The 24,077-nt window shown below is 70.4% G+C and carries 20 protein-coding genes; 10 read left to right on the forward strand and 10 right to left on the reverse strand.

Annotated elements, in window-relative coordinates; genetic code table 11:
• Positions 1–105 precede the first annotated feature (105 nt).
• Genes ACFC0D_RS25840 through ACFC0D_RS25860 form a run of 5 tightly spaced genes read right to left on the reverse strand, consistent with a single transcriptional unit; the run spans position 106 to position 5,534 of the window.
• Complete coding sequence (locus ACFC0D_RS25840; protein ID WP_376440387.1) at positions 106–1,416, reverse strand: DUF58 domain-containing protein; 1,311 nt, start codon at positions 1,414–1,416, stop codon at positions 106–108.
• 12 nt (positions 1,417–1,428) lie between these two features.
• The gene (locus ACFC0D_RS25845) at positions 1,429–2,409 is read right to left on the reverse strand and encodes an AAA family ATPase (RefSeq protein ID WP_376440390.1); all 981 of its coding nucleotides are present in this window, start codon (positions 2,407–2,409) and stop codon (positions 1,429–1,431) included.
• Positions 2,406–3,617: a DUF4350 domain-containing protein gene (locus tag ACFC0D_RS25850; RefSeq protein WP_376440393.1), complete on the reverse strand. Its 1,212-nt coding sequence runs from the start codon at positions 3,615–3,617 to the stop codon at positions 2,406–2,408. The genes ACFC0D_RS25845 and ACFC0D_RS25850 overlap by 4 nt, the downstream gene beginning before the upstream one ends.
• Positions 3,614–4,303 carry a DUF4129 domain-containing protein gene (locus ACFC0D_RS25855; RefSeq protein ID WP_376440395.1) on the reverse strand — a complete coding sequence of 230 codons (690 nt, stop codon included), beginning with the start codon at positions 4,301–4,303 and terminating at the stop codon, positions 3,614–3,616. The genes ACFC0D_RS25850 and ACFC0D_RS25855 overlap by 4 nt, the downstream gene beginning before the upstream one ends.
• Positions 4,304–4,307: 4 nt before the next feature.
• A complete protein-coding gene (locus tag ACFC0D_RS25860; protein WP_376440397.1) occupies positions 4,308–5,534 on the reverse strand; it encodes a hypothetical protein in 1,227 nt (408 codons plus the stop codon).
• 312 nt (positions 5,535–5,846) lie between these two features.
• On the opposite strand from ACFC0D_RS25860, the gene ACFC0D_RS25865 reads away from it, so the two are divergent.
• Entirely contained in the window at positions 5,847–6,212 is a 366-nt protein-coding gene (locus ACFC0D_RS25865) for a hypothetical protein (RefSeq protein ID WP_376440399.1), read from the forward strand.
• Between the two features lie 46 nt (positions 6,213–6,258).
• Positions 6,259–6,564 carry a hypothetical protein gene (locus ACFC0D_RS25870; protein ID WP_376440401.1) on the forward strand — a complete coding sequence of 102 codons (306 nt, stop codon included), beginning with the start codon at positions 6,259–6,261 and terminating at the stop codon, positions 6,562–6,564.
• 31 nt (positions 6,565–6,595) lie between these two features.
• Here ACFC0D_RS25870 and ACFC0D_RS25875 read toward each other — a convergent pair whose 3' ends face one another.
• Complete coding sequence (locus tag ACFC0D_RS25875; RefSeq protein ID WP_376440467.1) at positions 6,596–7,975, reverse strand: MFS transporter; 1,380 nt, start codon at positions 7,973–7,975, stop codon at positions 6,596–6,598.
• 87 nt (positions 7,976–8,062) lie between these two features.
• Positions 8,063–9,910 (reverse strand): glycoside hydrolase family 15 protein, encoded by a 1,848-nt coding sequence (locus ACFC0D_RS25880; protein ID WP_376440404.1) that lies wholly within the window; start codon positions 9,908–9,910, stop codon positions 8,063–8,065.
• A gap of 314 nt (positions 9,911–10,224) precedes the next feature.
• Here ACFC0D_RS25880 and mtrA point away from each other — a divergent pair, with 314 nt between their 5' ends.
• The 6 genes from mtrA (at position 10,225) to ACFC0D_RS25910 (ending at position 17,668) form a co-directional block, all read left to right on the forward strand.
• The gene (mtrA, locus tag ACFC0D_RS25885) at positions 10,225–10,902 is read left to right on the forward strand and encodes a two-component system response regulator MtrA (RefSeq protein ID WP_009333493.1); all 678 of its coding nucleotides are present in this window, start codon (positions 10,225–10,227) and stop codon (positions 10,900–10,902) included.
• Position 10,903: 1 nt separating this feature from the next.
• Positions 10,904–12,925: an MtrAB system histidine kinase MtrB gene (gene mtrB / locus ACFC0D_RS25890; protein WP_376440406.1), complete on the forward strand. Its 2,022-nt coding sequence runs from the start codon at positions 10,904–10,906 to the stop codon at positions 12,923–12,925.
• Positions 12,915–14,783, forward strand: a complete 1,869-nt coding sequence (locus ACFC0D_RS25895) for an LpqB family beta-propeller domain-containing protein (RefSeq protein WP_376440409.1) — start codon at positions 12,915–12,917, stop codon at positions 14,781–14,783. The genes mtrB and ACFC0D_RS25895 overlap by 11 nt, the downstream gene beginning before the upstream one ends.
• 129 nt (positions 14,784–14,912) lie before the next feature.
• Positions 14,913–15,683, forward strand: a complete 771-nt coding sequence (locus ACFC0D_RS25900; protein WP_376440412.1) for a ComF family protein — start codon at positions 14,913–14,915, stop codon at positions 15,681–15,683.
• A 330-nt stretch (positions 15,684–16,013) separates the two neighbouring features.
• On the forward strand, positions 16,014–16,694 hold the full coding sequence (gene hpf, locus ACFC0D_RS25905; protein WP_376440415.1) for a ribosome hibernation-promoting factor, HPF/YfiA family: 681 nt from the start codon (positions 16,014–16,016) through the stop codon (positions 16,692–16,694).
• Between the two features lie 218 nt (positions 16,695–16,912).
• Positions 16,913–17,668: a response regulator gene (locus ACFC0D_RS25910; protein ID WP_376440418.1), complete on the forward strand. Its 756-nt coding sequence runs from the start codon at positions 16,913–16,915 to the stop codon at positions 17,666–17,668.
• Between the two features lie 102 nt (positions 17,669–17,770).
• Here ACFC0D_RS25910 and ACFC0D_RS25915 read toward each other — a convergent pair whose 3' ends face one another.
• Entirely contained in the window at positions 17,771–18,934 is a 1,164-nt protein-coding gene (locus ACFC0D_RS25915; RefSeq protein ID WP_376440420.1) for a winged helix-turn-helix domain-containing protein, read from the reverse strand.
• A 30-nt stretch (positions 18,935–18,964) separates the two neighbouring features.
• Positions 18,965–19,549 (reverse strand): GNAT family N-acetyltransferase, encoded by a 585-nt coding sequence (locus tag ACFC0D_RS25920; protein WP_376440423.1) that lies wholly within the window; start codon positions 19,547–19,549, stop codon positions 18,965–18,967.
• A 239-nt stretch (positions 19,550–19,788) separates the two neighbouring features.
• Here ACFC0D_RS25920 and secA point away from each other — a divergent pair, with 239 nt between their 5' ends.
• Positions 19,789–22,596, forward strand: a complete 2,808-nt coding sequence (gene secA, locus ACFC0D_RS25925; protein ID WP_376440426.1) for a preprotein translocase subunit SecA — start codon at positions 19,789–19,791, stop codon at positions 22,594–22,596.
• Positions 22,597–22,649: 53 nt separating this feature from the next.
• Here secA and ACFC0D_RS25930 read toward each other — a convergent pair whose 3' ends face one another.
• Complete coding sequence (locus tag ACFC0D_RS25930) at positions 22,650–23,252, reverse strand: Rv3235 family protein (RefSeq protein WP_376440428.1); 603 nt, start codon at positions 23,250–23,252, stop codon at positions 22,650–22,652.
• A 278-nt stretch (positions 23,253–23,530) separates the two neighbouring features.
• On the opposite strand from ACFC0D_RS25930, the gene ACFC0D_RS25935 reads away from it, so the two are divergent.
• Positions 23,531–24,037 carry a DUF6912 family protein gene (locus tag ACFC0D_RS25935; RefSeq protein WP_376440430.1) on the forward strand — a complete coding sequence of 169 codons (507 nt, stop codon included), beginning with the start codon at positions 23,531–23,533 and terminating at the stop codon, positions 24,035–24,037.
• Positions 24,038–24,077 lie beyond the last annotated feature (40 nt).

A 24,077-nucleotide genomic window follows, 5' to 3' on the forward strand; every position in this document is an offset into this window, starting at 1 on the left:
ATCATTGTGGGAAAGCCCCGCACCTTATGGTGCGGGGCTTTTCTGCGTTCAGGGCCAGTTGAGTGCCAGCTGTGGGCTCCCCAAGGGGAGCCCACACAGTCGTATTCAGAGGCGGCCGGCCGCCTTCAGTGCGAGGTACGCGTCTGCCAGTGCTGGTGCGAGGTTGTCAGGAGTGGCGTCCACGACCGTGACGCCGTGGCGACGGAGTTGGTCCGCCGTACGGTGGCGCTGAGCCTGGGCCTGGGTGGCGGCTGCGGCCTCGTAGACGCCGTCGATCGTGCCGCGGCTCGCCGCCATGGCGGCCGTGTGCGGATCGGCGACAGAGGCGATCAGGACCGTGTGGCGCTGAGTGAGCTGAGGGAGGACCGGGAGAAGGCCCTCCTCGATCGGGGCCGCGTCGAGGCTGGTGAGCAGGACGAGGAGTGAGCGGCGCGGGGCTCGGGCCAGCGCGGTGGCGGCCAGGGAGCGGGCGTCCGTCTCCACGAGCTCGGGCTCGAGCGGGGCCAGGGCGTTGACCACGGCCGGCAGTACATCGGCGGCCGAGCGGCCCTGAACCTGGGCGCGCAGTCGGCGGTCGTAGGCCAGGAGGTCGACGCGGTCGCCGGCGCGGGAGGCGAGGGCGGTGAGGAGCAGAGCGGCGTCCATCGCGGCGTCGAGGCGCGGGACGTCTCCGACGCGGCCCGCGGAGGTGCGGCCGGTGTCGAGCACGATCAGGATGTGGCGGTCGCGCTCGGGGCGCCAGGTGCGTATGGCGACGGTGGTCTGGCGGGCCGTGGCTCGCCAGTCGATGGAACGGGTGTCGTCACCGGGGACGTACTCGCGAAGACTGTCGAATTCAGTGCCTTCGCCGCGGGTGAGGACGCTGGTGCGGCCGTCGAGTTCGCGGAGGCGGGCCAGACGCGAAGGCAGGTGCTTGCGGCTGGTGAACGGAGGAAGCACGCGGACCGTCCAGGGAACGGTGTGGTTGCCCTGGCGGGCGGCCAGGCCGAGGGGGCCGTAGGAGCGGACGGTGACCCGCTCCGCGTGACGGTCACCGCGGCGGGTGGGGCGCAGGGCCGTGGTGATCCGGCGGCGTTCGCCGGCAGGCACAGCGAGCTTCTGGCGGGACGCGGCCTGGTCGGTGCCCGGGAGCCAGCTGCTCGGCGGCCAGGCGTCGCGGAGTTGGGCGCGAAGGCGGCGTCGTGAGGTGTTGGTGACGGTGAGCTGCACCTCTGCCCCGTCACCCAGTCGAACTGTTGTGTCACCGCTTCGGGTGAACTGCAGCGTTCGCACTGGCGCGGCCATCGCGTAGTCGCACAGAATTGCGAGTGAGAGGGGCGCGTTCACCGCGAGCATCCCCGTCCAACTGGGGGCGAGGATGCCCACGGGGAGCGATCCGAGGGCGGCGAGCAGTGCGGTTCGTCCGGTGAGGGCCATGGGGCGCCGTTCTCAGCGGGGTACGGGGACGTGGGCGAGGATCGAGTTGATGACGGAGTCGGCGGTGACGCCCTCCATCTCGGCCTCGGGCCGCAGCTGGATGCGGTGACGCAGGGTGGGCAGGGCCAAGGCCTTCACGTCGTCCGGGGTGACATAGTCCCGGCCGGTGAGCCAGGCCCAGGCGCGGGCGGTGGAGAGCAGGGCGGTGGCACCTCGGGGGGAGACACCGAGGGTGAGCGAGGGGGATTCACGCGTGGCACGACAGATATCGACGACATAGCCGGCGATCTCGGGGGAGACCGAGGTCTTGGCGACGGCGGCGCGGGCGGCCTCGAGTTCGGCGGGGCCGGCGACCGGACGGACACCGGCGGCCTGGAGGTCGCGGGGGTTGAAGCCGTTCGCGTGCCGGGTCAGGACGTTGATCTCGTCCTCGCGGGAGGGCAGCGGGACGGTCAGCTTCAGGAGGAAGCGGTCGAGCTGCGCCTCGGGCAGGGGGTAAGTGCCCTCGTACTCGACGGGGTTCTGGGTCGCGGCGACCAGGAACGGGTCGGGCAGCGGGCGGGGCGTGCCGTCGACGGTGACCTGGCGTTCCTCCATAGCTTCCAGGAGGGAGGACTGCGTCTTCGGAGGTGTCCGGTTGATCTCGTCGGCGAGCAGCAGGTTGGTGAAGACAGGACCGGGCTGGAAGGAGAACTCCGCGGTACGGGCGTCGTAGACCAGGGAACCGGTGACGTCGCTCGGCATCAGGTCGGGGGTGAACTGCACCCGCTTGGTGTCCAGTTCGAGAGTGGCCGCGAGCGCACGGACGAGCAGCGTCTTGGCGACGCCGGGGACTCCTTCGAGGAGGACATGGCCCCGGCAGAGCAGGGCGACGACGAGTCCGGTGACGGCGGGGTCCTGGCCGACCACCGCCTTCGCGATCTCGGTGCGCAGGGCCTCCAGGGAGGCGCGGGCGTCCGAGTTCGTAGCGGTCTCGGGGGTCGGGGCGCTCATGAGGTGCGTACCTCTCTTTCGAGGGCGTCGAGTTGGTCTGCCAGGCGGATGAGAGCGGCGTCGTCGGCGGGAGCCGGGCCGAAGAGGAGGTCCCGCGGGTCTGCGGCGTTCTCTGGGAGTCGGGCGGAGATCGCGGGGAGCAGGGTCTCGGGGGAGTGGGCGTCCTGGGTGGCGACGCCGAGGAGTGGGGCGATCCGGGCGCGGGTCGCGGTGCGCAGTACGGCGGCCGCCCGGTCGCGTGCGTTGCCCTTGCGGTAGAGGCGGGCGCGGCCCTCGGTCGCCTCGGAGGCCCGGATGGCGACCGGGAGACGTTCGGTCACGAGTGGGCCGAGGCGCCGGGCTCGCCAGACGGCGGCAAGGGCGGCGGCGACGGCGAGTTGGAGGGTGCCCCACAGCCAGCCCGAGGGGATGAGCGAAAGGAAGCTCTCGGCGGCGCTGTCGGGGGACTCGCCTTCGGGGTCGCCCTCGGTGACGGAAGTGTCGGAGAGGGAGGGGAGGTACCAGACGAGATGAGTGCGGGAGCCGAGGAGTTGCAGGGCGAGGGAGGCATTGCCCTGCTTGTCGAGTCGCTCGTTGGAGAGGAAGTCGGCGGAGCCGAGGAGCACGGTGTCGCCGCCGCCGGAGGTCGGGACCCGGAGCAGGGTGGGCATCCCGTTGCTGAGGTAGCAGGTGTCGGCCGTGTCGATCCCGGTGGTGTACCGCTCGCCGCCGATGTCGACGCTGCCGGCGCGGACGGCGGCAGGCAGGGAGCACTGGGGTTCACGGGCCGTCACGGATGTGCTGGTGGCGACGGTGACGCCGGGGGCCAGGGTGCCGACGGAGGGGTGACTTGCCCCGATGAGGACCGTGCGGCCGTGAGACTCCGTCATGGCGCTGTGCAGTATGGACTGCTGATGCTCGGTCAGAAGGTCCGGAGTGGTGACCAGGAGGGTGCTGTCGGTTCCGGTGGCGGTGGTGGCCTCGTCGAGGGTGGTGACCACCTGGACGGTGACGCCCTGGGCCTTGAGGATCTCGGCGAGGGCTCGGCTGCCGTTGGGGTCGGCGGAGCGGGGGTCGAGGTGGCCGTGGTGGTCGGAGGACTGCACGGTCGCCAGGACGATGCCGCCGATCAGGATCAGGGCGAGCACGAGGAGTGCCCCACGGGTCCGGGCCCAGATCTGGCGGGGGGAGAGGGAGGCCGAGGTGGCGCTGGTGCGCGGCCGGCTCATTCGGATGCCCCCGTGGATGCGGTGTCGAGGGAGGGCTTGGTCCGCTCCAGGGACACGTCCAGTTCCTCGATGCGGCGGTACGCGGGCTCGTCGGCTGTGCGGCCGCCGTATGTGACGTCGTCGAAGGAGCGGGCGGCAGCGCGGAGTTCGTCCGTGTGCGAGGGGAGAGCGCGGCCGGCCTCGGCGGCGGCCTCGTCCGCGGTGCGGCCGGGGCGCGGGTCGAGGAGGGTGCGCTCCTCCAAGGAGCGGACGATCGCCCGCATCCGCTCCTGGACGGCCTGGTTCCAGCGGCCGGCCGAGGCGTGTCGGGCTGCGGCGACCCGGTGCTGGTCGGCGGTGCGGGGGCCGTCGTCGAACAGTGAGTCCCCGGTCGTGGGGGTGCGCTGGGGGGTGCCGAGCCGCCACCAGAGGGCGGCGACGAGGGCGAGCACGACCACGACGATCACGAGAAGTCCCAGCACGCCTCCGGGGGTTGCCCCGGAAGCCGAGCTGAAGAGGTCGTCGACCCACTCCCAGAAGCGGTCGAGGCCGCGTTCGAGCAGGCTGGGGTCGTTCTCGTGGTACATCGGCTTGGACAGCTCCCGCTCCGCCGCCTCCCGGGCGGGGACGCGGGGTATGTCCAGCGGTACGTCGTCGGCGTCCCGTATCGGCAGCCGCGCCGTGATCATGCCCCCCGTGATGTGCACCCCGTCAGCTCCCGGTGGCGTGTTCGCCGGGTGCGGGGCCGTAGCCGGGGAGGCCGGCGGCCCGGGCGAGTTCGAGGTCCAGGGCCTCACGGCGGATGCGCTGGTCCACGTAGAGGAGAACGGTGACGCCGGCGGAGATCGGGTAGGTGATCGCGCTGGTGATGACACCGCCGATGCCGGTGATGATCAGGAACGACCAGCCGAACTCGGGGGAGTCGCCCGAGACCAGGCCGCTGAAGCCTTCGCCGTCGACAGCGATCGCGAGGATGGCGAAGGGGACGGTGATGATCATCCCCACGATGAAGAGCAGCAGCTGGGTCAGCAGGGTGATGCCGAAGATGCGCCACCAGGCGCCCTGGACGAGCCTGGCGGAGCGCTTCATCGACTGGATGACGCCCTGGCGCTCCAGCATCAGGGCCGGCGAGGCCAGGCTGAAGCGGATCATCAGCCAGATGACGACGACCACTCCGGCGATGGCGCCGAGGACGATGAGCGCGCCGTCGGTCACCTCGCCGAGGAGGATCCCGGGCAGCATGGCGACGAAGACGATGGCCGCGCTCATGACAGGCAGCAGGAGGGTCAGCCCGAGCAGCCGGAGCAGGCGCGGGCGGGCCTCCTGCCAGGCAGCGCTGATCGTGACAGGGCGGCCGAGGACAGCGCGACTGATGACCACGGTGAGAAGCGCGGCGCTCACCAGGGTGGCCATCAGGAGGATGAGGATCGCGGGGATCGAACTGATCAGCGACGTCTGCAGGGAGTCGCCGAGCTGTGCCATGGCCTCGTCGGGGGAGGCGTTCGGATCGATCTCGGGCGGCGTCGGGACCAGGAACCGCTGGACGAGGATGTCGGCGACCTGCGAGATCACGGCGACGGTGACCGTGATGGTCAGGACCGTGCGCCAGTAGGTGCGCATCGTCGACACGGCGCCGTCGAGGATCTCGCCCATGCCCAGGGGGCGCAGGGGGATCACTCCGGGCTTGGCGGCCGGCGGCTTGCCCCAGTTCCCGGGCTGCGGCGGACCGCCCCAGCCCTGGCCGGGCTGAGGTGCGGGGGCCTGGCCGGGGACGGGTGCCGTCGGCGGGGACCACTGTCCGGCGGGCGGCTGATCCTTGGACCACTGGGGGGCGGAGCCGTTCGCGTCACCGGGCGTCGCGGGCCGGGGAACCCCGGTACCGTCCTGGCCGTCGGAGGGAGCAGATCCGGGCGAGGTCCAGCCCGGAGTGTCGTTCACGGTCGTCCACCTCGAGGAATGGTCGCGGGGCCGGCTCGGCGAGCCGGCACGGTCTCAATGGCCGATCGCCTGTCCGGGCGGCGGGCCGTGAGCCATCGTGCCACGAGGGGCCCGCCGGTGGGCGAGGGCCGGTCTCTCCATTCTCTCCTCCATCGTGGGCGTTCCAGGGGGCAGACCGGGCGGATGCCTGATCAGTGCGCACAAACCGCAGCGGCGGCGGGCAGAGCAGGGACGAGTGCTCCGGATCGGACCGGGGTTGTGGAGGGGCTGCCGAATGGCGCGGCTCTCTGAGGCGCCCGCCATCATTGAGCGATGCTGACGCAGCAAGATGCCCGCCGATTGGTGCTCGCTGAGATCGCGCAGATGCGGAACGGCCCCGGCGACGGGTACGAGCTGGGGATTCTGCGTCTGCAGGAGCTCCCGTTCGGATGGGTCTTCTACTGGGGCGCGGTCGGCGATGGGGGGAGCGGGCGGCGACCTCGGTTCGGAGGCAATGGACCCTTCCTGGTGGACCGTGAGAACGAACGGCTGATCCGCATGAAGACCGGCCTGCCCGTCGCCCGCCAGATCGCGGACTATGAGCGTCGTCTCCGGCGCGAGGCTCATGCCCGAAACGCGGCAGCGAAGCAAGTAGGGCAGCAGCGCCGTACCGCACCCTCGGAAAGCGACCCCGCCTGATGCCGCCCTCATTCCCCGCGCGTAATTCCGCTGACAGGATCGGCGCATGAAAGATGATGTCTGGCCCAACGATCCAACCCCTGAGCAGATCCGCCGAGCGTGGTCGGCAACCGTGTCCGCACTGCCCGTAGGTACCCGCATCACTGGTCAGGTCGTCGATTGCAGGCCCTTCGGGGTCTTCCTGCGCATCGACGATGCGCCCCATGCGGTCGGCCTGGCGGACATCGGCTCCATGCCACACGGCGCGAGCCTTCCGGCGCTGGGAAGCGAGATCAGTGGCGTGGTCGTCTGGCACACCGATCACAACCACCAGGTGAGGATCAGATTCAGCGAGTGGATCGATCGCGACTGAGTCGGTCGGTCGGCGGGCAGTCCTTGTGCGGCTAGCCGGCAGCAGGTGGCCGAGGCGGGGGGTTGGCCGGGGTCTGCCCATCGGTGGCCGTACGGGGGAGGCGTGTCGCCGTGATGAGACCGGCGAGGGCGCCGAACGCGAGGGTGGCCATGGCGGCGGCGTAGGCGTTCTGGGTGAGGTTGGCGACCAGGATGGTGCCGGCGATGGCGGTGCCGAAGGTGGAGCCGAGGTTGGAGACGCTCCGCGACAGGCCGGAGATCTCGCCCTGCTGATCTTCGGGGAAGGCGGATTGGACCACGTTCACGGACGGGGTGAGCATGACGCCCAGCCCCAGGCCGATCAGCAGCAGGCCGGGGGCGAATGCCCACGGGTTCGGTGTGCCGGCGACCAGGGCGAGCAGGACGGCGATGCCGACGATGGCGAGGGCGAACCCGGTGATGATCAGGGTGCGCTGCGGGAGGCGTTTGGCGAGGCGTTCCGCGGCGAGTGAGGAGGCCAGCACTCCGAGGGTGGCCGCGGTGAAGATGACGCCCGTCTCGATGGCGTCGTAGCCGCGTACGACCTGGAGGTAGGTGGCGACGGTGAACGAGGTGCCCATGAGCAGCAGCCACTGGGCGTTCTGGGTGACCAGTCCGAGGTTGGATGTGCGGTCTCGGAAGAGGCTGGTGGACAGCAGCGGCTCTCTTCCGGCGCGTTCTTCGCTGCGGATCCAGTGCACGAACCACGCCAGTACGAGAAGGCCGGCGGCAAGCAGGCCGAGCATCAGGCCCAGGTTGTTGTCAGCGGCGAGGATGCCCATGACGACCAGAACCAGCCCGCCGGCGGACAGGACGGCGCCTCGGACGTCGAAGTGACGGTCGGGATCGGGCGACAGGGGGTCGGTGATGGTGCGGCTCAGCGCGATGATCAGCGCGATCACCAGCGCCTGGAAGGCGAATGCGGCCCGCCAGCTGATCGCCGAGGTGATGAGCCCGCCGATCAACGGCCCTGCGGCCGCTCCCACGCCGCCGGCGGCCATGATGACTCCGAACGCGCGGGCTCGGGACGTGAGGTCGGTGAACAGCAGCGTGGTGAGGATGTACACCGGCGGGATGAGCAGGGCTGTACCGACGCCTTCGAGGATGGAGTTGCCCAGGATCAGCACGCCGAGTCCTGGTGCCGCGGCGCTGAGGAGAGCGCCGATGCCGTAGACGACGAGGCCGACGAGGAAGCAGCGTTTGCGGCCGAAGAGGTCGGTCGCCTTGCCGCCAGGGATCATCAGGGCGGCCATGACCAGGAGGAACACGGTGATCGCGACCTGTACGCCCTGAACGGTGGTGTCCAGGTCGTGGCTGATGTCGTTGATCATCACGTTCATGTTGGAACCGGCGAAGCTGCAGATGAACTGCGCCAGCGCGAGCGGTGCCAGCATCCGTGTACCGGCACGGGCGGGGCGGGCACGCCCGTTGGCGGCGGCATCCTCGGTCACGGGACCTGGCCTCTCTTCGGGGCGGGCGGCTCAGGCGTCCGACCGGTCGGCGCGGTCGAGTTCCTCATCGAGGGCGAGGGCTGCGGCGACGAGCGCGAGATGAGTGAAGGCCTGCGGGAAGTTGCCGAGTTGCTCTCCGGAGGGACCGATCTCCTCGGCGAACAGGCCGACATGGTTGGCGTAGGTGAGCATCTTGTCGAAGGCGTAGCGGGCTTGGTGGACGCGGCCGGAACGGGCGAGAGCCTCGACGTAGAGGAAGCTGCACAGACTGAAGGTGCCCTCGGAGCCCTGCAGTCCGTCGGGCGAAGCCGCCGGGTCGTAGCGGTAGACGAGGCTGTCGCTGACGAGTTCTTCCCCCATGGCGTCGAGCGTGCTGATCCAGTCGGGGTCGGTGGGGGACACGAACCCGACGCGGGGCATAAGGAGCAGCGAGGCGTCGAGGACGTCGGTGTCGTAGTGCTGGACGAAGGCCGCGCGTTCCTCGCTCCAGCCCCGTTCGGTGATCTGCTGGAGCACGGTGTCGCGGACGTCGTGCCAGCGGAGGAGGTCGGCAGGGCGGGAGTGGGTGGTGGCGAGCCGGATGGCGCGGTCGAGGGCGACCCAGGTCATCAGGCGGCTGAAGGTGAAGTTCTGGCGCCCGCCGCGGGTTTCCCAGATGCCCTCGTCCGGGCGGTCCCAGTTGTCGCACAGCCAGTCGACGAGCCCGGCGAACACACGCCAGCCACGGAGTCCTCCGATGTCGTCCGCCTGGGCGAGTGCGTAGGCCGCCTCGCCGTAGATGTCGAGCTGGATCTGGTCGGCGGCCGCGTTGCCGGCCCGGACCGGGGCGGAGCGCCGGTAGCCCTCCAGGTGGTCGAGGACCTCCTCGGTCAGGTGAGGCTCGCCGTCCACGCGGTACATGATCTGCAAGGGCTCGCCCGACGCGGTGCCCCCGGACTCCAGTCGCTCGCGCATCCACCGGCGGAACGCCTCTGCCTCGGTGGTGAAACCGAGGTCGATCAGAGCGCGCACAGACAAGGACGCGTCCCGTACCCAGGTGTAGCGGTAGTCCCAGTTGCGCTCGCCACCGATCTCCTCGGGCAGGCCCATGGTGGCTGCCGCGATCGGAGCACCGGTCGGTGCGTAGGTGAGCAGCTTGAGGGTGATCGCGGAACGGACGACCATCTCGTGCCAGCGTCCCCTGTAGCGACAGGACCGCAGCCATCTGAGCCAGAAGTCACGGCAGGCATCGAGTCTCGCCGTCACCTCTTCCTCGGTCGGCAGCGGCCCGCCGGGGTATTCACTGCGCGAGCCCGGCTCGCCCGTCTCGCTGGTGAGGATCACTGCGGCGCTCTGCCCGGCGTTCAAGGTGAAACGGGCGGTGACGTCGACGCCGTCGGCGTGGAGCGTCACCGGCCCGGCCGCCTGGACGTGCAGGTCGGTGTCCGGGCCGTGGAAGACGACGCTGTCGTCGTCGAGACGGCTGAGCGTGTGTGTCGCGCGGCCGTAGTCGAAGCGGGGCCGGCACACCAGTTCGAAGGGAAGGCTGCCGCGGACCACCCGGGCGACACGGATGAGCCGGTGCCTGTCGGCGGGGACGGTCGCGGCGATGGGCTCCATGAAGTCGATGACTTCTCCGACACCTTGCGGGGCCATGAAGCGGGTGATGAGAACGGGCGTGTCGGGCAGGTACAGCTGGCGCACCGTGGTCCGTTCCCCGAGATCAGCGGCGAGACGGCAGTAGCCACCCCGATCGCTGTCGAGCAGTGACGCGAACAGGCTGGGCGAGTCGAACCGCGGCGTGCACCACCAGTCCACCGTTCCGTCGGAGGCCACCAGCGCCGCAGTCTGCAGGTCGCCCACCAGCCCATGATCCGCGATCGGAGGGTAGTCGTTCATGGCCTCTCCCGCCGGGAGACCAGGGTGGGCCCCCCTCCATGCTCACCGCCGTCCCCGGTTCACCGCATCTTGGAGCGGGGGGCGCGGAGGGTGAGCTGCTCACTTCTTGTGGTCCTGGGGCATGGGCTGGAGTCCACTGCGCAAGGTACGGTTTTGGGCGACCACATCGGGGGCCACGGGCGTGACATCCATGTCTGACATCGACACCCACAGACACCGGCGGCTAACGGCGCGCAATCACGGACGTCACCGCTGGTCAGTGAGGTATCTCACCAGCCGCCTAGAGACTGATACGGAAATGGGATGATGTCGATATGAAGGGACGCGTTCTTGTCGTCGACGACGACACCGCACTGGCCGAGATGCTCGGCATCGTGCTGCGGGGTGAAGGGTTCGAGCCGTCGTTCGTAGCGGACGGCGACAAGGCGCTTGCCGCATTTCGTGAGGCCAAGCCGGACCTGGTGTTGCTGGACCTCATGCTGCCCGGCAGGGACGGCATCGAGGTGTGCCGGCTCATCAGGGCCGAGTCCGGTGTGCCCATCGTCATGCTCACGGCCAAGAGCGACACCGTCGACGTGGTGGTGGGTCTCGAGTCCGGGGCCGACGACTACATCGTCAAGCCGTTCAAGCCGAAGGAGCTCGTCGCCCGTATCCGGGCGCGGCTGCGGAGGTCGGAGGAGCCCGCGCCCGAGCAGCTCGCCATCGGCGATCTGGTCATCGACGTGGCCGGTCACTCGGTGAAGCGGGACGGGCAGTCCATCGCCCTGACGCCGCTCGAGTTCGATCTGCTCGTCGCGCTGGCCCGTAAGCCGTGGCAGGTGTTCACCCGTGAGGTCCTGCTCGAGCAGGTCTGGGGCTACCGGCACGCGGCCGACACCCGGCTGGTGAACGTGCATGTCCAGCGGTTGCGCTCGAAGGTCGAGAAGGACCCGGAGCGCCCGGAGATCGTGGTCACCGTTCGGGGTGTCGGTTACAAGGCGGGGCCGAGCTGACATGAGCATAGGCAGTACTGCTCCGAAGCCCGGGGAACCGGGAGTCCGGTCGGGGCGGACTGCCGGACCGAGGCGGGGGGGCTCGCGATTCGGCCGTCTGTTCCATGGCGGACGCCTGCTCCAGGACGGGGCACCGGGTGGACCGGTGCTCCGGCTCTTCGCACGCTGGGTGCGCCGTCCGTTGCTGCCCGCCGTGCGGCTGTGGCGGCGCAATATCCAGCTTCGGGTCGTCGCGGGCACCCTGCTGATGTCACTCGGTGTGGTGCTGCTGCTCGGCCTGGTCGTCATAGGCCAGGTCCGCAACGGACTGCGCGACGCCAAGGAGCAGGCCGCCCAGAGTCAGGCCGCCGGCGGTTTCTCGGCCGCCCAGGACAAGGCCGCGACGACGCCGTACGTGCCCGGTGGGCAGGACGGCGGCCGGGCCGGTGCCTCGCTGACCTGGCGCTCCACGCTGGTCGAGCAGCTCGCCAGTGGTGGCCAGAGCGCGTTCAACGTGGTCGCGCTGTCGCTCGAGGACTCGGACGGGCCCGCGAGCCGGGGCGCCCGTGCCTCCGGCGAGGTCGACCCGGCCACGAGCATCCCCGACGACCTGCGGCAATCCGTGGGCAAGGGCGCGGGCACCTTCCAGACGTACACCCGGATCCACTACACCAACGGCAAGGACTCCGAGGCCGGGCTCGTCATCGGCAAGCGGCTCAACGACGCCGAGGGCACCCAGTACGAGCTGTACTACCTCTTCCCGCTGACGCACGAGGAGGACTCCCTCGGCCTGGTGAAGGGCACGCTGGCGACCGCCGGGCTGTTCGTGGTCGTGCTGCTCGGCGCCATCGCCTGGCTGGTGGTGCGCCAGGTCGTCACGCCGGTGCGAATGGCGGCGGGGATCGCCGAGCGGCTCTCCGCCGGCCGTCTCCAGGAGCGGATGAAGGTCACCGGCGAGGACGACATCGCCCGGCTCGGTGAGGCCTTCAACAAGATGGCGCAGAGCCTTCAGCTGAAGATCCAGCAGCTGGAGGAGCTCTCGCGGATGCAGCGGCGGTTCGTCTCGGACGTGTCGCACGAGCTGCGTACACCGCTGACGACGGTACGGATGGCGGCGGACGTCATCCACGAGGCGCGGGTCGACTTCGACCCCGTCACCGCGCGCTCCGCCGAGCTCCTCGGTGACCAGCTCGACCGTTTCGAGTCGCTGCTCGCCGATCTGCTGGAGATCAGCCGTTTCGACGCGGGAGCGGCGGCGCTGGAGGCCGAGCCGATAGACCTGCGCCAGGTCGTCCGGCGGGTCATCGGCGGCGCGGAGCCGCTCGCCGAGCGCAAGGGCGGCCGGATCGTGGTCGTCGGCGACGAGCAGCCGGTCGTGGCCGAGGCGGACGCCCGCCGGGTCGAGCGGGTGCTGCGCAATCTGGTCGTCAACGCCGTCGAGCACGGCGAGGGCCGGGACGTGATCGTCCGGCTGGCCGCCGCGGGCGGCGCCGTCGCCGTGGCCGTACGGGACTACGGCGTGGGTCTGAAGCCTGGCGAGGCGACCCGCGTCTTCAACCGGTTCTGGCGGGCGGACCCGGCACGCGCGCGTACCACCGGTGGTACGGGCCTGGGCCTGTCGATCGCGGTGGAGGACGCGCGGCTGCACGGCGGCTGGCTCCAGGCGTGGGGCGAGCCCGGTGGCGGCTCGCAGTTCCGGCTCACCCTGCCGAGGACGGCGGACGAGCCCCTGCGCGGATCCCCGATCCCGCTGGAGCCGGAGGACTCGCGGCGCAATCGTGAGCAGGCGGCGGCCGAGGCGGCCGCCGGGCGGGGGCAGGAGAGCGGGGCACGCCGGGTGAACCTGCCGGTACAGCCCGCGGGGGACCGTCCGGCGCTGCCGGTGCCACCGCGGCTGCCGACGGTGCCGCGGGCCACGGTGGATCCGACGGCTCTGCCGGGCAATGGTGCGAGGGTGGTCGCACGGACGGCGTCCGAGGCCGACAGCGGTGAGGCGATGGCGTCGGCGAACGCCGAGGGGGAGGACGGAACAGGTGAGCGCTGACTCTCGAGGGCAGCGGTCGTCCGGTGCCGTGCGGGCAGGCGTGCTGTTCGCCTGCGGCGGCATGCTGGCGACCGGCTGCGCGACGATGCCCGACAGCGGGGACGTAAGCAGTGTGAAGGCGTCCAATCCGGGCGACTCGCAGGTCCGGGTGTACGCCGTGCAGCCGCGGGAGAACGCGGAGCCCGACGAGATCGTCGACGGCTTCCTCGAGGCCATGACCAGCGACGATCCCGGTTTCGCCACGGCCCGGAAGTATCTGACGAAGGAGGCCGCGCGGACCTGGAAGCCCGGGCAGAGCATCACCGTGCTCACCACGGCGCCGGACCGTGAGCAGGCCGACCGGATCGCGGACCCGGAGAGCCAGGGGCGGTCGTATCCGATCCGCGGCCGGCAGATCGCCACGGTGGACGCGCGGCACGCGTACCAGCCGATGAGCCCTGCCGAGTACAAGGACTTCATCCACGTGGTGCAGCAGCCCTCCGCGGACGGCAAGGGCAAGGAGTGGCGCATCGACCACCTGCCGCCGGGCCTTGTGCTCAGCGAGGCCGACTTCCAGCGCAACTACCGCTCCGTCAACAAGTACTACTTCGCCTCGGGGCAGGAGTGGGTCGTCGCCGACCCGGTGTACATCCGGCAGCGGCAGGACCCGGTGACCCGGATGGATCCGGTGACCCAGACCGTCAAGGCGCTGCTCGAGGGCCCGACGAACTGGCTGAAGCCGGCGGTGGATTCGCGCTTTCCCTCCGGTACGGAGCTGAAGGAGGGCGTCACCTCGCTGACGACGGACGACCAGTCCACGCTGAAGGTGCCTCTCAACGCCAAGGCCGACCGCGTGGGCGGGGAAGTGTGCCGGCGGATGGCGGCTCAGTTGCTGTTCACACTCGGCGATCTGACGTCCGTACGGGTCGAGCAGGTGGAGCTGCAGCGGGGCTCCGACGGCGGGCGGTTGTGTGTGCTGTCGAAGGCGCAGGCGGAGGAGTTCGCCCCGGTGCACGACTCGGGCAGGGCGGAGAACCCGTTCTTCGTCGACGAGCACGGCATGGTGAAGACGCTGCCGGTCGGCGGCCAGGAGGACGCGGAGGCGGACGCGACGCTCGGTCCCTTCGGCAAGGGCGCGATGCCGCTGCGGTCGGTCGCGGTGGACCGTGAGGAGAGCCGGGCGGCCGGGGTCGGCAAGGACGGGCGGGAGCTGCGCGTGGCGTCGATCCTCTCCGACGACGAGCTGCCTCCCGCGCTGGTGTCGAGTGGTGCGGTCCGGCCCGAGGACCGGTTGTCCGCGCCGAGCTGGGACGGTCGGGGCGGTCTGTGGGTGGCGGACCGCGACCCGGTGAAGCCGCGCCTGTGGATGGTTCCGGGTGGTGACGGGGAGCCCGTCGAGGTCCGGGCTCCCTGGCTCGCGGACGGGGCCCGGGTCGAGTCGCTGCGGGTCTCCGCGGACGGCGTGCGGATCGCGCTGCTGCTCAAGGAGAAGGAAGGCCGCACCACCCTGAAGATCGGCCGGGTGGAGCGGGAGGGCGGCGGGACGCAGCAGACCGTGTCGGTCGTGGATCTGCAGCCCGTCGCGCCGCGGATGGAGAACGTCACCGCCGTGTCCTGGGCCGGTCCCAGCAGGCTTGTCGTGGTCGGCAAGGAGGCGGGCGGAGTCCAGCAGATCCGCTACATCCAGACGGACGGCGCGACCTCGACGGCCTCGGTTCTGCCGGGCCTGAACGGGGTGACGGCCGTCGCCGCGCCGAACGACGAGCGCGCTCCGGTGGTCGCCGACTCGGGCAACGACGGCATCGTGCGTCTCATGCCGGGCGCGAACTGGCAGCGGATGGTCAAGGTCGCGGGCTCCGCGCCGGTCTATCCGGGGTAGTTGCCGAGGGGTCCCTCCCTGATCACCCGCTCGGCCACGGGAGGCACGGCTCCCCGGCTCCCGCCTGCCCTCTTCGCCCCGTTGTCCACAGGGGTGGCCGCCCGGGTCGGGCAGGAGGACAGTGGAGCCATGCGGGGGTGGTGGCGCGAGATCGCCGGACTGGTGCTGCCGGTCGCCTGCGGAGGCTGCGGCAGGCCCCGTACGGAGTTGTGCCCGCGGTGCCGGGAGGAGTTGGCAGGCCCCGGCCCGCGCCGAGTGCGGCCCGTTCCCGAGCCGGCCGGGCTGCCGGTCGTGCATGCCTCGGCGCCGTACGCCGACGCCGTACGCTCGGTGCTTCTCGCCCACAAGGAGCGCGGCGCACTCTCCCTCGCCGGACCCCTCGGGTCGGCGCTCGCGGGCGCCGTGGAGGCTGCTGCCGGGCGCTGTGACGCCTCGGGGACCCGCCCCCTTCTCCTTGTACCGGTGCCCTCGTCACGGAGCTCGGTGCGGGCGCGTGGACACGATCCGACTCGGCGTATCGCGCTCGCCGCGGCGGGCCGGTTGCGCAGTCGGGGGCGGGCCGCTCGGGTGATTCCGGTGCTGCGACAGCGCCGCGCCGTGGCGGACCAGTCGGGACTCGGCGCCCGTGGACGGTTCGCCAATCTGGCCGGGGCGCTGGAGGTCGTGGCCGGTGGCGCGCGGCTCATGCAGGGCGGGCGGGTGGTGCTGGTCGACGATCTGATGACCACGGGCGCCTCGTTGACGGAGGCGGCGCGGGCACTGAGTGCCGTACACCTGCCGTTCATTCGGGCACGGAGTGAAGGCACGGCGGAAAACGGCACGCCGGAAAGGGCATTCGTACGGGCCGCGGCGGCGGTAGTCGCATGTTCTCCGTCGTCGTTCGAAATAAACCGGAACTGACGGAGAACTTGCATCGTTGCAGGTGGTGAGAGGTGAGAACACCCGAACGGAGGTATGTGGCGGTAGCGGGTGCCGACACCCGTCCGAACGAGCTATGTTCGGTTGTGAGGAATGGCGAAGGCTACGCCTCAGCGAATGCACGGGTGCGCCTACAGGACAGGAGTTCAGGGCGAATTAACCTCGGGTCGGTGGGGTGGGGATCTTGCCGGCTGGGGAGGAGGAGGTGAAAGTCGCCAAGTCCGAGGCTCCGGCATTCACCGGAGTCTGGTGCAAAGGGAGATGCTCGACGGCCGAGGAGCCGTTCTGAGCGATCCGGGAACGGAGTTCTGCGTGGACATCGTCGTCAAGGGCCGCAAGACCGAGGTGCCCGAGCGGTTCCGCAAGCACGTGGCCGAGAAGCTGAAGCTGGAGAGAATCCAGAAGCTCGACGGCAAGGTGATCAGCCTCGACGTCGAGGTGTCCAAGGAGCACAACCCGCGGCAGGCCGACAGGTCCGACCGTGTAGAGATCACCCTCCACTCCCGAGGCCCGGTGATCCGGGCGGAAGCGGCGGCAGGCGACCCGTACGCAGCGCTGGACCTCGCCAGCGACAAGCTGGACGCGCGACTGCGCAAGCAGCACGACAAGCGGTACACCCGCCGTGGCAACGGCAGGCTGTCGGCGGCCGAGGTCGCCGATGTGGTGCCGGGCGTCGCACAGCTCAACGGAAGCGGCGAGCTGGTGGGTCAGGAGTCCGCCGGGGTGCCCACCACGATGATGGGCTCGATCGAAGTGCAGGGCGAAGGCCCGCTGGTGGTCCGCGAGAAGACGCACCGGGCCGCCCCGATGACCCTCGACCAGGCGCTCTACGAGATGGAGCTCGTCGGTCACGACTTCTATCTGTTCGTCGACTCCGACACCAAGCAGCCGAGTGTCGTCTACCGGCGGCATGCATACGACTACGGCGTCATCCATCTGGAGAGCGACCCGCTCGCCGAGGGTGGCGGCGCCGGTGGTGCCCTCGGCGGCTGACCCGCAGCCCCAGCGCCACCTCTGCTCTGTCCGTCACGGTGCCCCTGGAGCGCCCCTTGCGCCCCCAGGGGCACCCCCGTGCGACCCCCTGGTGGCCACGGGATCACCGCACTGTCGTCCGGGCATGAAATCATGGCGTGCACGCCAACCTCTGCTTTGAGAGCAGCGGTTGGAGGACCGAACACGAATTCAGGCCACGGCCTTCAGGGGGAGGAACGATGGCGGACAGCTTCGGGCCGGTGCACAGCGGGCGAGAGCCTGATGGCGCGGCCACCCCCGAGGGATCGGATTCGGACAGCGGGGAGTCCCGCAAGGAGCCGATCCGAGTCCTTGTGGTGGACGACCATGCCCTCTTCCGTCGCGGCCTGGAGATCGTCCTCGCCCAGGAGGAGGACATCCAGGTCGTCGGCGAGGCGGGCGACGGGGCGGAGGCCGTCGACAAAGCCGCCGACCTGCTGCCCGACATCGTGCTGATGGATGTCCGGATGCCCAAGCGCGGCGGCATCGAGGCCTGCACCTCCATCAAGGAGGTGGCCCCCAGCGCGAAGATCATCATGCTGACGATCAGCGACGAGGAGGCCGATCTCTACGACGCGATCAAGGCGGGCGCGACCGGCTATCTCCTGAAGGAGATCTCCACCGACGAGGTCGCCACCGCGATTCGCGCGGTGGCCGACGGCCAGTCGCAGATCAGCCCGTCGATGGCGTCCAAGCTCCTCACCGAGTTCAAGTCGATGATCCAGCGCACGGACGAGCGCCGGCTGGTACCGGCGCCCCGGCTGACCGACCGCGAGCTGGAAGTCCTCAAGCTCGTCGCGACCGGGATGAACAACCGGGACATCGCCAAGGAGTTGTTCATCTCCGAGAACACGGTGAAGAACCACGTGCGCAACATTCTGGAGAAGCTCCAGCTGCATTCCAGGATGGAAGCCGTGGTCTACGCGATGCGGGAGAAGATCCTCGAGATCCGCTGAGGCCGGAGAGGAGCCCCGGGCAGCCGGGGCTGCCCGGGGCGTCCACAGATCCCGGGGCGTCCACAGATCCCGGGGCGTCCCCAGATCAGGTGACGGCGGTCGTCAGCCGAGGGCAGCCGTCAGCGGGGCGATCAGCTCCGGTCGGTCCGCCCGCTCGATCCGCACCGAGTCGCAGCCCACCCATTCGGCCGCCTCACGCAGCGCCTGCGCCATCGGGCCGACCGCCTTGGCGGAGTCGAGCGACACCTGCCGGGCCACCAGCGTCCTGCCCTCCCGCGCCGGGTCGACGCGGCCCAGCAGTTTCCCGCCCACCAGCAGCGGCATGGCGAAGTAGCCGTGCACACGCTTCTGCTTCGGCACGTACGCCTCCAGGCGGTGGGTGAAGCCGAAGATCCGCTCCGTGCGCGGCCGCTCCCAGATCAGCGAGTCGAACGGCGACAGCAGCGTCGTACGGTGCCGGCCGCGCGGCTCCGTCGCCAGCGCCGCAGGATCGGCCCAGGCCGGCTTGGCCCAGCCCGCCACCGTCACCGGCACGAGCCCGGAGGCCTCCACCACCGCGTCGAACGCCTCGCCCTTGATCCGGTGGTAGTCGGCGATGTCCGCGCGCGTGCCCACGCCCAGCGCCTCGCCCGCCTGCCGCACCAGCCTCCGCAGGCACTCGGAGTCGTCCAGGTCGACCTGGAGCAGGGCGTCCGGGATCGCCCGCTCGGCCAGGTCGTAGACCCGCTTCCAGCCGCGCCGCTCGGTGCACACCACCTCGCCGTACATCAGCGCCCGCTCCACGGCGATCTTCGACTCGGACCAGTCCCACCACTCGCCCTTGTTCTTCGCGCCGCCGAGCTCCGTCGCGGTCTGCGGGCCCTCCGTATGCAGCTGCTTGATCACGGCGTCGTACGCGCCGTCGGGCAGATCGTGGTGCCACTGCGGCCGGGAGCGGTAGGCACGGCGGCGGAAGGCGAAGAGCGGCCACTCCTCGACCGGCAGGATGCAGGCAGCGTGCGACCAGTACTCGAAGGCGTGCCCCTCGGTCCAGTACGCGTCCTCGACCGTCGTACGGCCCACCGCGCCCAGCCGTGCGTACGGGATCAGCTCGTGCGAGCGGGCCAGGACGGAGATCGTGTCGAGCTGCACCTGCCCCAGATGGCGCAGCACGCCCCGCACCCCCGCGCGGCGGTCTGGCGCGCCCAGGAATCCCTGGGCGCGCAGGGCGATCCGGCGGGCCTCGTCCGCGGACAGTTCGGCAACAGGCGGCGGCGCAGTCGTCATGATCCGCAGCCTAGGGGCTGGCACTGACAGTCATCCCAGGGTCTGGGAAGTCGCCGCCGGATACGGCAGAGCGCCCGGCAGGCCGAGGTCGGACGGCAGCAGCGCGCCGACCCAGGAGTCCCGCAGCACTCCCTTGTTCGGCAGCGCGGCACGCAGCACGCCCTCGACCGCGAATCCGGCCTTCTCGGCGGTCGCCCGCGAGCCCGCGTTCCCGACCTCGGCGCGCCACTCCAGACGCGTGCAGCGGAGCTCCGTGAAGGCCCAGCCGGCCAGTGCGAGGACCGCTTCCGTCATGTAGCCGCGGCCGCGGTGCTCCTTGGCGGTCCAGAAACCGACCTCCCAGGTGCCCGAGCGCGGGTGGTGCAGCGCGACGGCGGCGAGGATCGGGCCGCCCTCCCGGGGCCGTACGGCGAAGCTGTACTCGGTGTCGTCGCGCCAGCCGTCGGGCACGACACGGTTCAGGAAGAACTCGGCGTCCTGACGCCCGTAGGGCGAGGGGACGGTCGTCCAGCGCTGGATCTCGGGGTCCTGGCAGATCGCGTGGACCTCGTCGGCGTCCTCCGGAGTGAACCTGCCGAGGGTCAGACGTTCCGTGATCAGTGTCTTCGGCTCCATGACGGAATTCTGGTGAGCGGACCGTCGCGAAGCGAACACTTTTCGGACCCTGCGGCACCTTCCGCGCGTCTCGAGCGTTCTCAATCCGGGCAGCGGTGACGCTCCGGTCCTTCGGGCCTCCCGGCGCGGCGGCGGTCTCGCTTACGATGGCCGTTGCGGTGGGGACCACCTGCCGTGCCCGCGCCCGAGTCCATCACAAGACCCAGTGCCAGGCCCGACCGGCAAGGAGACCAGCCTCAGTGTCCGTCTTCAACAAGCTCATGCGTGCAGGCGAAGGCAAGATCCTGCGCAAACTGCACCGCATCGCGGACCAGGTCAACTCCATCGAAGAGGACTTCGTCAACCTCTCCGACGCCGAGTTGCGGGGGCTCACCGAGGAGTACAAGCAGCGGTACGCCGACGGTGAGAGCCTCGACGACCTGCTCCCCGAGGCCTTCGCGACCGTCCGCGAGGCCGCCAAGCGCGTCCTCGGCCAGCGCCACTACGACGTCCAGCTGATGGGCGGCGCCGCCCTGCACCTCGGCTACGTGGCCGAGATGAAGACCGGTGAGGGCAAGACCCTCGTCGGCACGCTCCCGGCGTATCTGAACGCGCTGTCCGGCAAGGGCGTCCACCTGATCACGGTGAACGACTACCTGGCCGAGCGCGACTCCGAGATGATGGGCCGCGTCCACAAGTTCCTGGGCCTCGAGGTCGGCTGCATCCTCGCCAACATGACGCCGGCCCAGCGCCGCGAGCAGTACGCCTGCGACATCACGTACGGCACGAACAACGAGTTCGGCTTCGACTACCTGCGCGACAACATGGCGTGGTCCAAGGACGAGCTCGTCCAGCGCGGCCACAACTTCGCCTGTGTCGACGAGGTCGACTCCATCCTCGTCGACGAGGCCCGTACGCCGCTGATCATCTCCGGCCCGGCGGACCAGGCCACCAAGTGGTACGGCGACTTCGCCAAGCTGGTCACCCGCCTCACCAAGGGTGAGGCCGGCGTCCCGCTCAAGGGCATCGAGGAGACCGGCGACTACGAGGTCGACGAGAAGAAGCGCACCGTCGGCATCCACGAGTCCGGCGTCGCCAAGGTCGAGGACTGGCTGGGCATCGACAACCTCTACGAGTCGGTGAACACCCCGCTCGTCGGGTACCTGAACAACGCCATCAAGGCCAAGGAACTCTTCAAGAAGGACAAGGACTACGTCGTCATCGACGGCGAAGTCATGATCGTCGACGAGCACACCGGCCGTATCCTCGCCGGCCGCCGCTACAACGAGGGCATGCACCAGGCGATCGAGGCGAAGGAAGGGGTGGACATCAAGGACGAGAACCAGACCCTCGCCACGATCACCCTGCAGAACTTCTTCCGCCTCTACGACAAGCTCTCCGGCATGACCGGTACGGCCATGACCGAGGCGGCCGAGTTCCACCAGATCTACAAGCTCGGCGTCGTCCCGATCCCGACGAACAAGCCCATGGTCCGTAAGGACCAGTCGGACCTGATCTACCGGACCGAGGTCGCCAAGTTCGCCGCCGTCGTCGACGACATCGCGGAGAAGCACGAGAAGGGCCAGCCGATCCTCGTCGGTACGACGTCGGTCGAGAAGTCCGAGTACCTCTCCCAGCAGCTCTCCAAGCGCGGCATCCAGCACGAGGTGCTCAACGCCAAGCAGCACGACCGTGAGGCGACGATCGTCGCCCAGGCCGGCCGCAAGGGCGCCGTCACCGTCGCCACGAACATGGCCGGCCGAGGCACCGACATCAAGCTCGGCGGCAACCCGGACGACCTGGCCGAGGCCGAGCTGCGCCAGGCGGGCCTGGACCCGGTCGAGCACGTGGAGGAGTGGGCCGCGGCCCTCCCGGCCGCCCTGGAGCGTGCCGAGGCGGCCGTGAAGGCGGAGTTCGAGGAGGTCAAGGAGCTCGGCGGGCTGTACGTGCTGGGCACCGAGCGTCACGAGTCCCGCCGGATCGACAACCAGCTGCGCGGTCGTTCCGGCCGCCAGGGCGACCCGGGCGAGTCCCGCTTCTACCTCTCCCTCGGCGACGACCTGATGCGCCTGTTCAAGGCCCAGATGGTCGAGCGCGTCATGGCCATGGCCAACGTGCCGGACGACGTGCCGATCGAGAACAAGATGGTCACCCGCGCCATCGCCTCCGCGCAGTCCCAGGTCGAGACCCAGAACTTCGAGACGCGTAAGAACGTCCTGAAGTACGACGAGGTCCTCAACCGGCAGCGTGAGGTCATCTACGGCGAGCGCCGCCGCGTCCTGGAGGGCGAGGACCTGCACGAGCAGATCCAGCACTTCATGGACGACACGATCGACGACTACATCCGCCAGGAGACCGCCGAGGGCTTCGCGGAGGAGTGGGACCTCGACCGGCTGTGGACCGCGTTCAAGCAGCTCTACCCGGTGAAGGCGACCGTGGACGAGCTGGAGGAGGCGGCCGGCGACCGTGCGGGCATCACCGCCGAGTTCATCGCCGAGTCCGTCAAGGACGACATCCACGACCAGTACGACGCCCGTGAGAAGTCGCTCGGCTCGGACATCATGCGTGAGCTGGAGCGCCGCGTGGTCCTCTCCGTGCTGGACCGCAAGTGGCGCGAGCACCTCTACGAGATGGACTACCTCCAGGAGGGCATCGGCCTGCGCGCCATGGCGCAGAAGGACCCGCTGGTCGAGTACCAGCGCGAGGGCTTCGACATGTTCACCGCCATGATGGAGGGCATCAAGGAGGAGTCCGTCGGCTACCTGTTCAACCTGGAGGTCCAGGTCGAGCAGCAGGTCGAGGAGGTCCCGGTGAAGGACGCGGCTCCCTCCCTCACCAAGGAGGACGCCGTGCCGGCGCCCGCGCGTCCGGAGATCCGCGCCAAGGGCCTCGAGGCCCCGCAGCGGCCGGACCGGCTGCACTTCACCGCGCCGAAGGTGGACGGCGACGGCAGCGTCGTCGAGGGCGACTTCGTCAGCGAGGACGCCGGGGCCGGCGGCGACGGTCTGACGCGGGCGGAGCGTCGCAAGGCGCAGAAGAGCAGCGGCGGGCGTCGCCGCAAGAAGTAACCCCTGATGGGGTGGGAGGGGCCGGGCACCTGGTGAGGTGGTCGGCCCCTTCGTCATGTCCGGGCCTGGGCGGGTACGCGGGGCTGGACCGGCACGCGGGGCTCGGTGGGCACGGCCTCCACGCGCGCGTGGAGGCCGTCCAGCTCGACGGCGGCGCAGCGCCAGCGGCGGTCGGCTCCGCGTTCCAGGCGGAAGGCCATGGCCCGGATCCGTTCGCCGGTGGCGACGGTCGCGCAGACCTCGACGGCATCCGTCCTGGGCGGGTGGAAGCGGCAGGTACGGAGCACGGGGCGGGCGCCGAGGGACCTGAAGGGGGTGTCCGGGGCGAGCTGGACGAGCTGTTCGTACGCCTCCCCGACGGTCATGCCGAGCATCCAGTGGACGGGCCGCTCGCCGCTGAGGACGGCGAGGAGGCGCTCGGCGAAGAGAGCGTGCGGCGGGAGTGCGCGAGGCGGCGTACGGACACGTGAGGGGGCTCCGGGGCGGAATCCGGGGCGGGGCCCGGCGGAGCCGCGGGGGCCGGTGCCGGCGGGGCCGCGGGGAGCGGTGCGGGGGCGAGGGGTGCGCGGACGCGTGGTTGCGGCGGGCGCGGAAGCGGGAGCGGGCTCGGACGGGGGCGGCGGCGTGGTGGTGGGCGTCGTGGTGATGGCGTCCATGGGCGGTCCCCGTTCCGTACGGCCTCGGCGGTCTACCGGGCGGTAACTTCTGTTGGGGATCTTGTACGGGGGTGCTCGGCGCCCCCGCAAGGCTCCGTGGCCGCCCGCGTGGACGTTCGCGCGCTTCACCTATCAGAGTGACGGGGCGGTCTTCCCGGTCTGTCGGCACAAGGGTGGGGGATGCCTCGGGTGGACCCGCGAGACGGCGGCCTGGGGACCCCGAAGGGGGACTCCGCACGTATCCTGAGGGCGTTTCCGACTACGAAAGCGGCCAGCCAATGCGCGTGTACGTCCCCCTGACCCTTCCCGGTCTCGCACAGGCGCACAAGGCGGGCGAGCTGGGCCCCGGTCCGCTGACCGCGTACGCCGTGACCCCCGCCCTGCGCGAGTGGTACGTCTCGGACGACATCGAGGAGCTCGAGTACGCGGCGCTGAGCCGGGCCGCGTCCGCCTCCCTGCGGCTGCTGGCCGGGGACCCCTCGGCGGCGCGCCGCCGGATCGTCGTCGCGGTCGACGTGCCGGACAAGGAGGCGGTGGTCGACCCCGACCGCGGTCTCGACGCCTCCTCGCTGGGCGAGGTCCGTATCGCCGGAGCCGTACCGCTGGCCAAGGCGGCGGCCGTGCACGCCGACGCGGACGACGCCGAGACGGACGTCTCGGCGGCGGCGGACGCGCTGGGGGCTGCGGACCAGGGTGACGACGACGCGCAGTTCACGGTGGACGGGGCGGAGGACCACGAGCTGCTGTGGTTCGGCGTGCAGGAGATTCCCGGGCTGCTGGGCTGACGGACGTCCGCCGCCGATCTCCGGCCCGACCGGTCTCCGG

The organism is Streptomyces sp. NPDC056222 (genome assembly GCF_042264065.1).
Classification (GTDB): Bacteria; Actinomycetota; Actinomycetes; order Streptomycetales; family Streptomycetaceae; genus Streptomyces.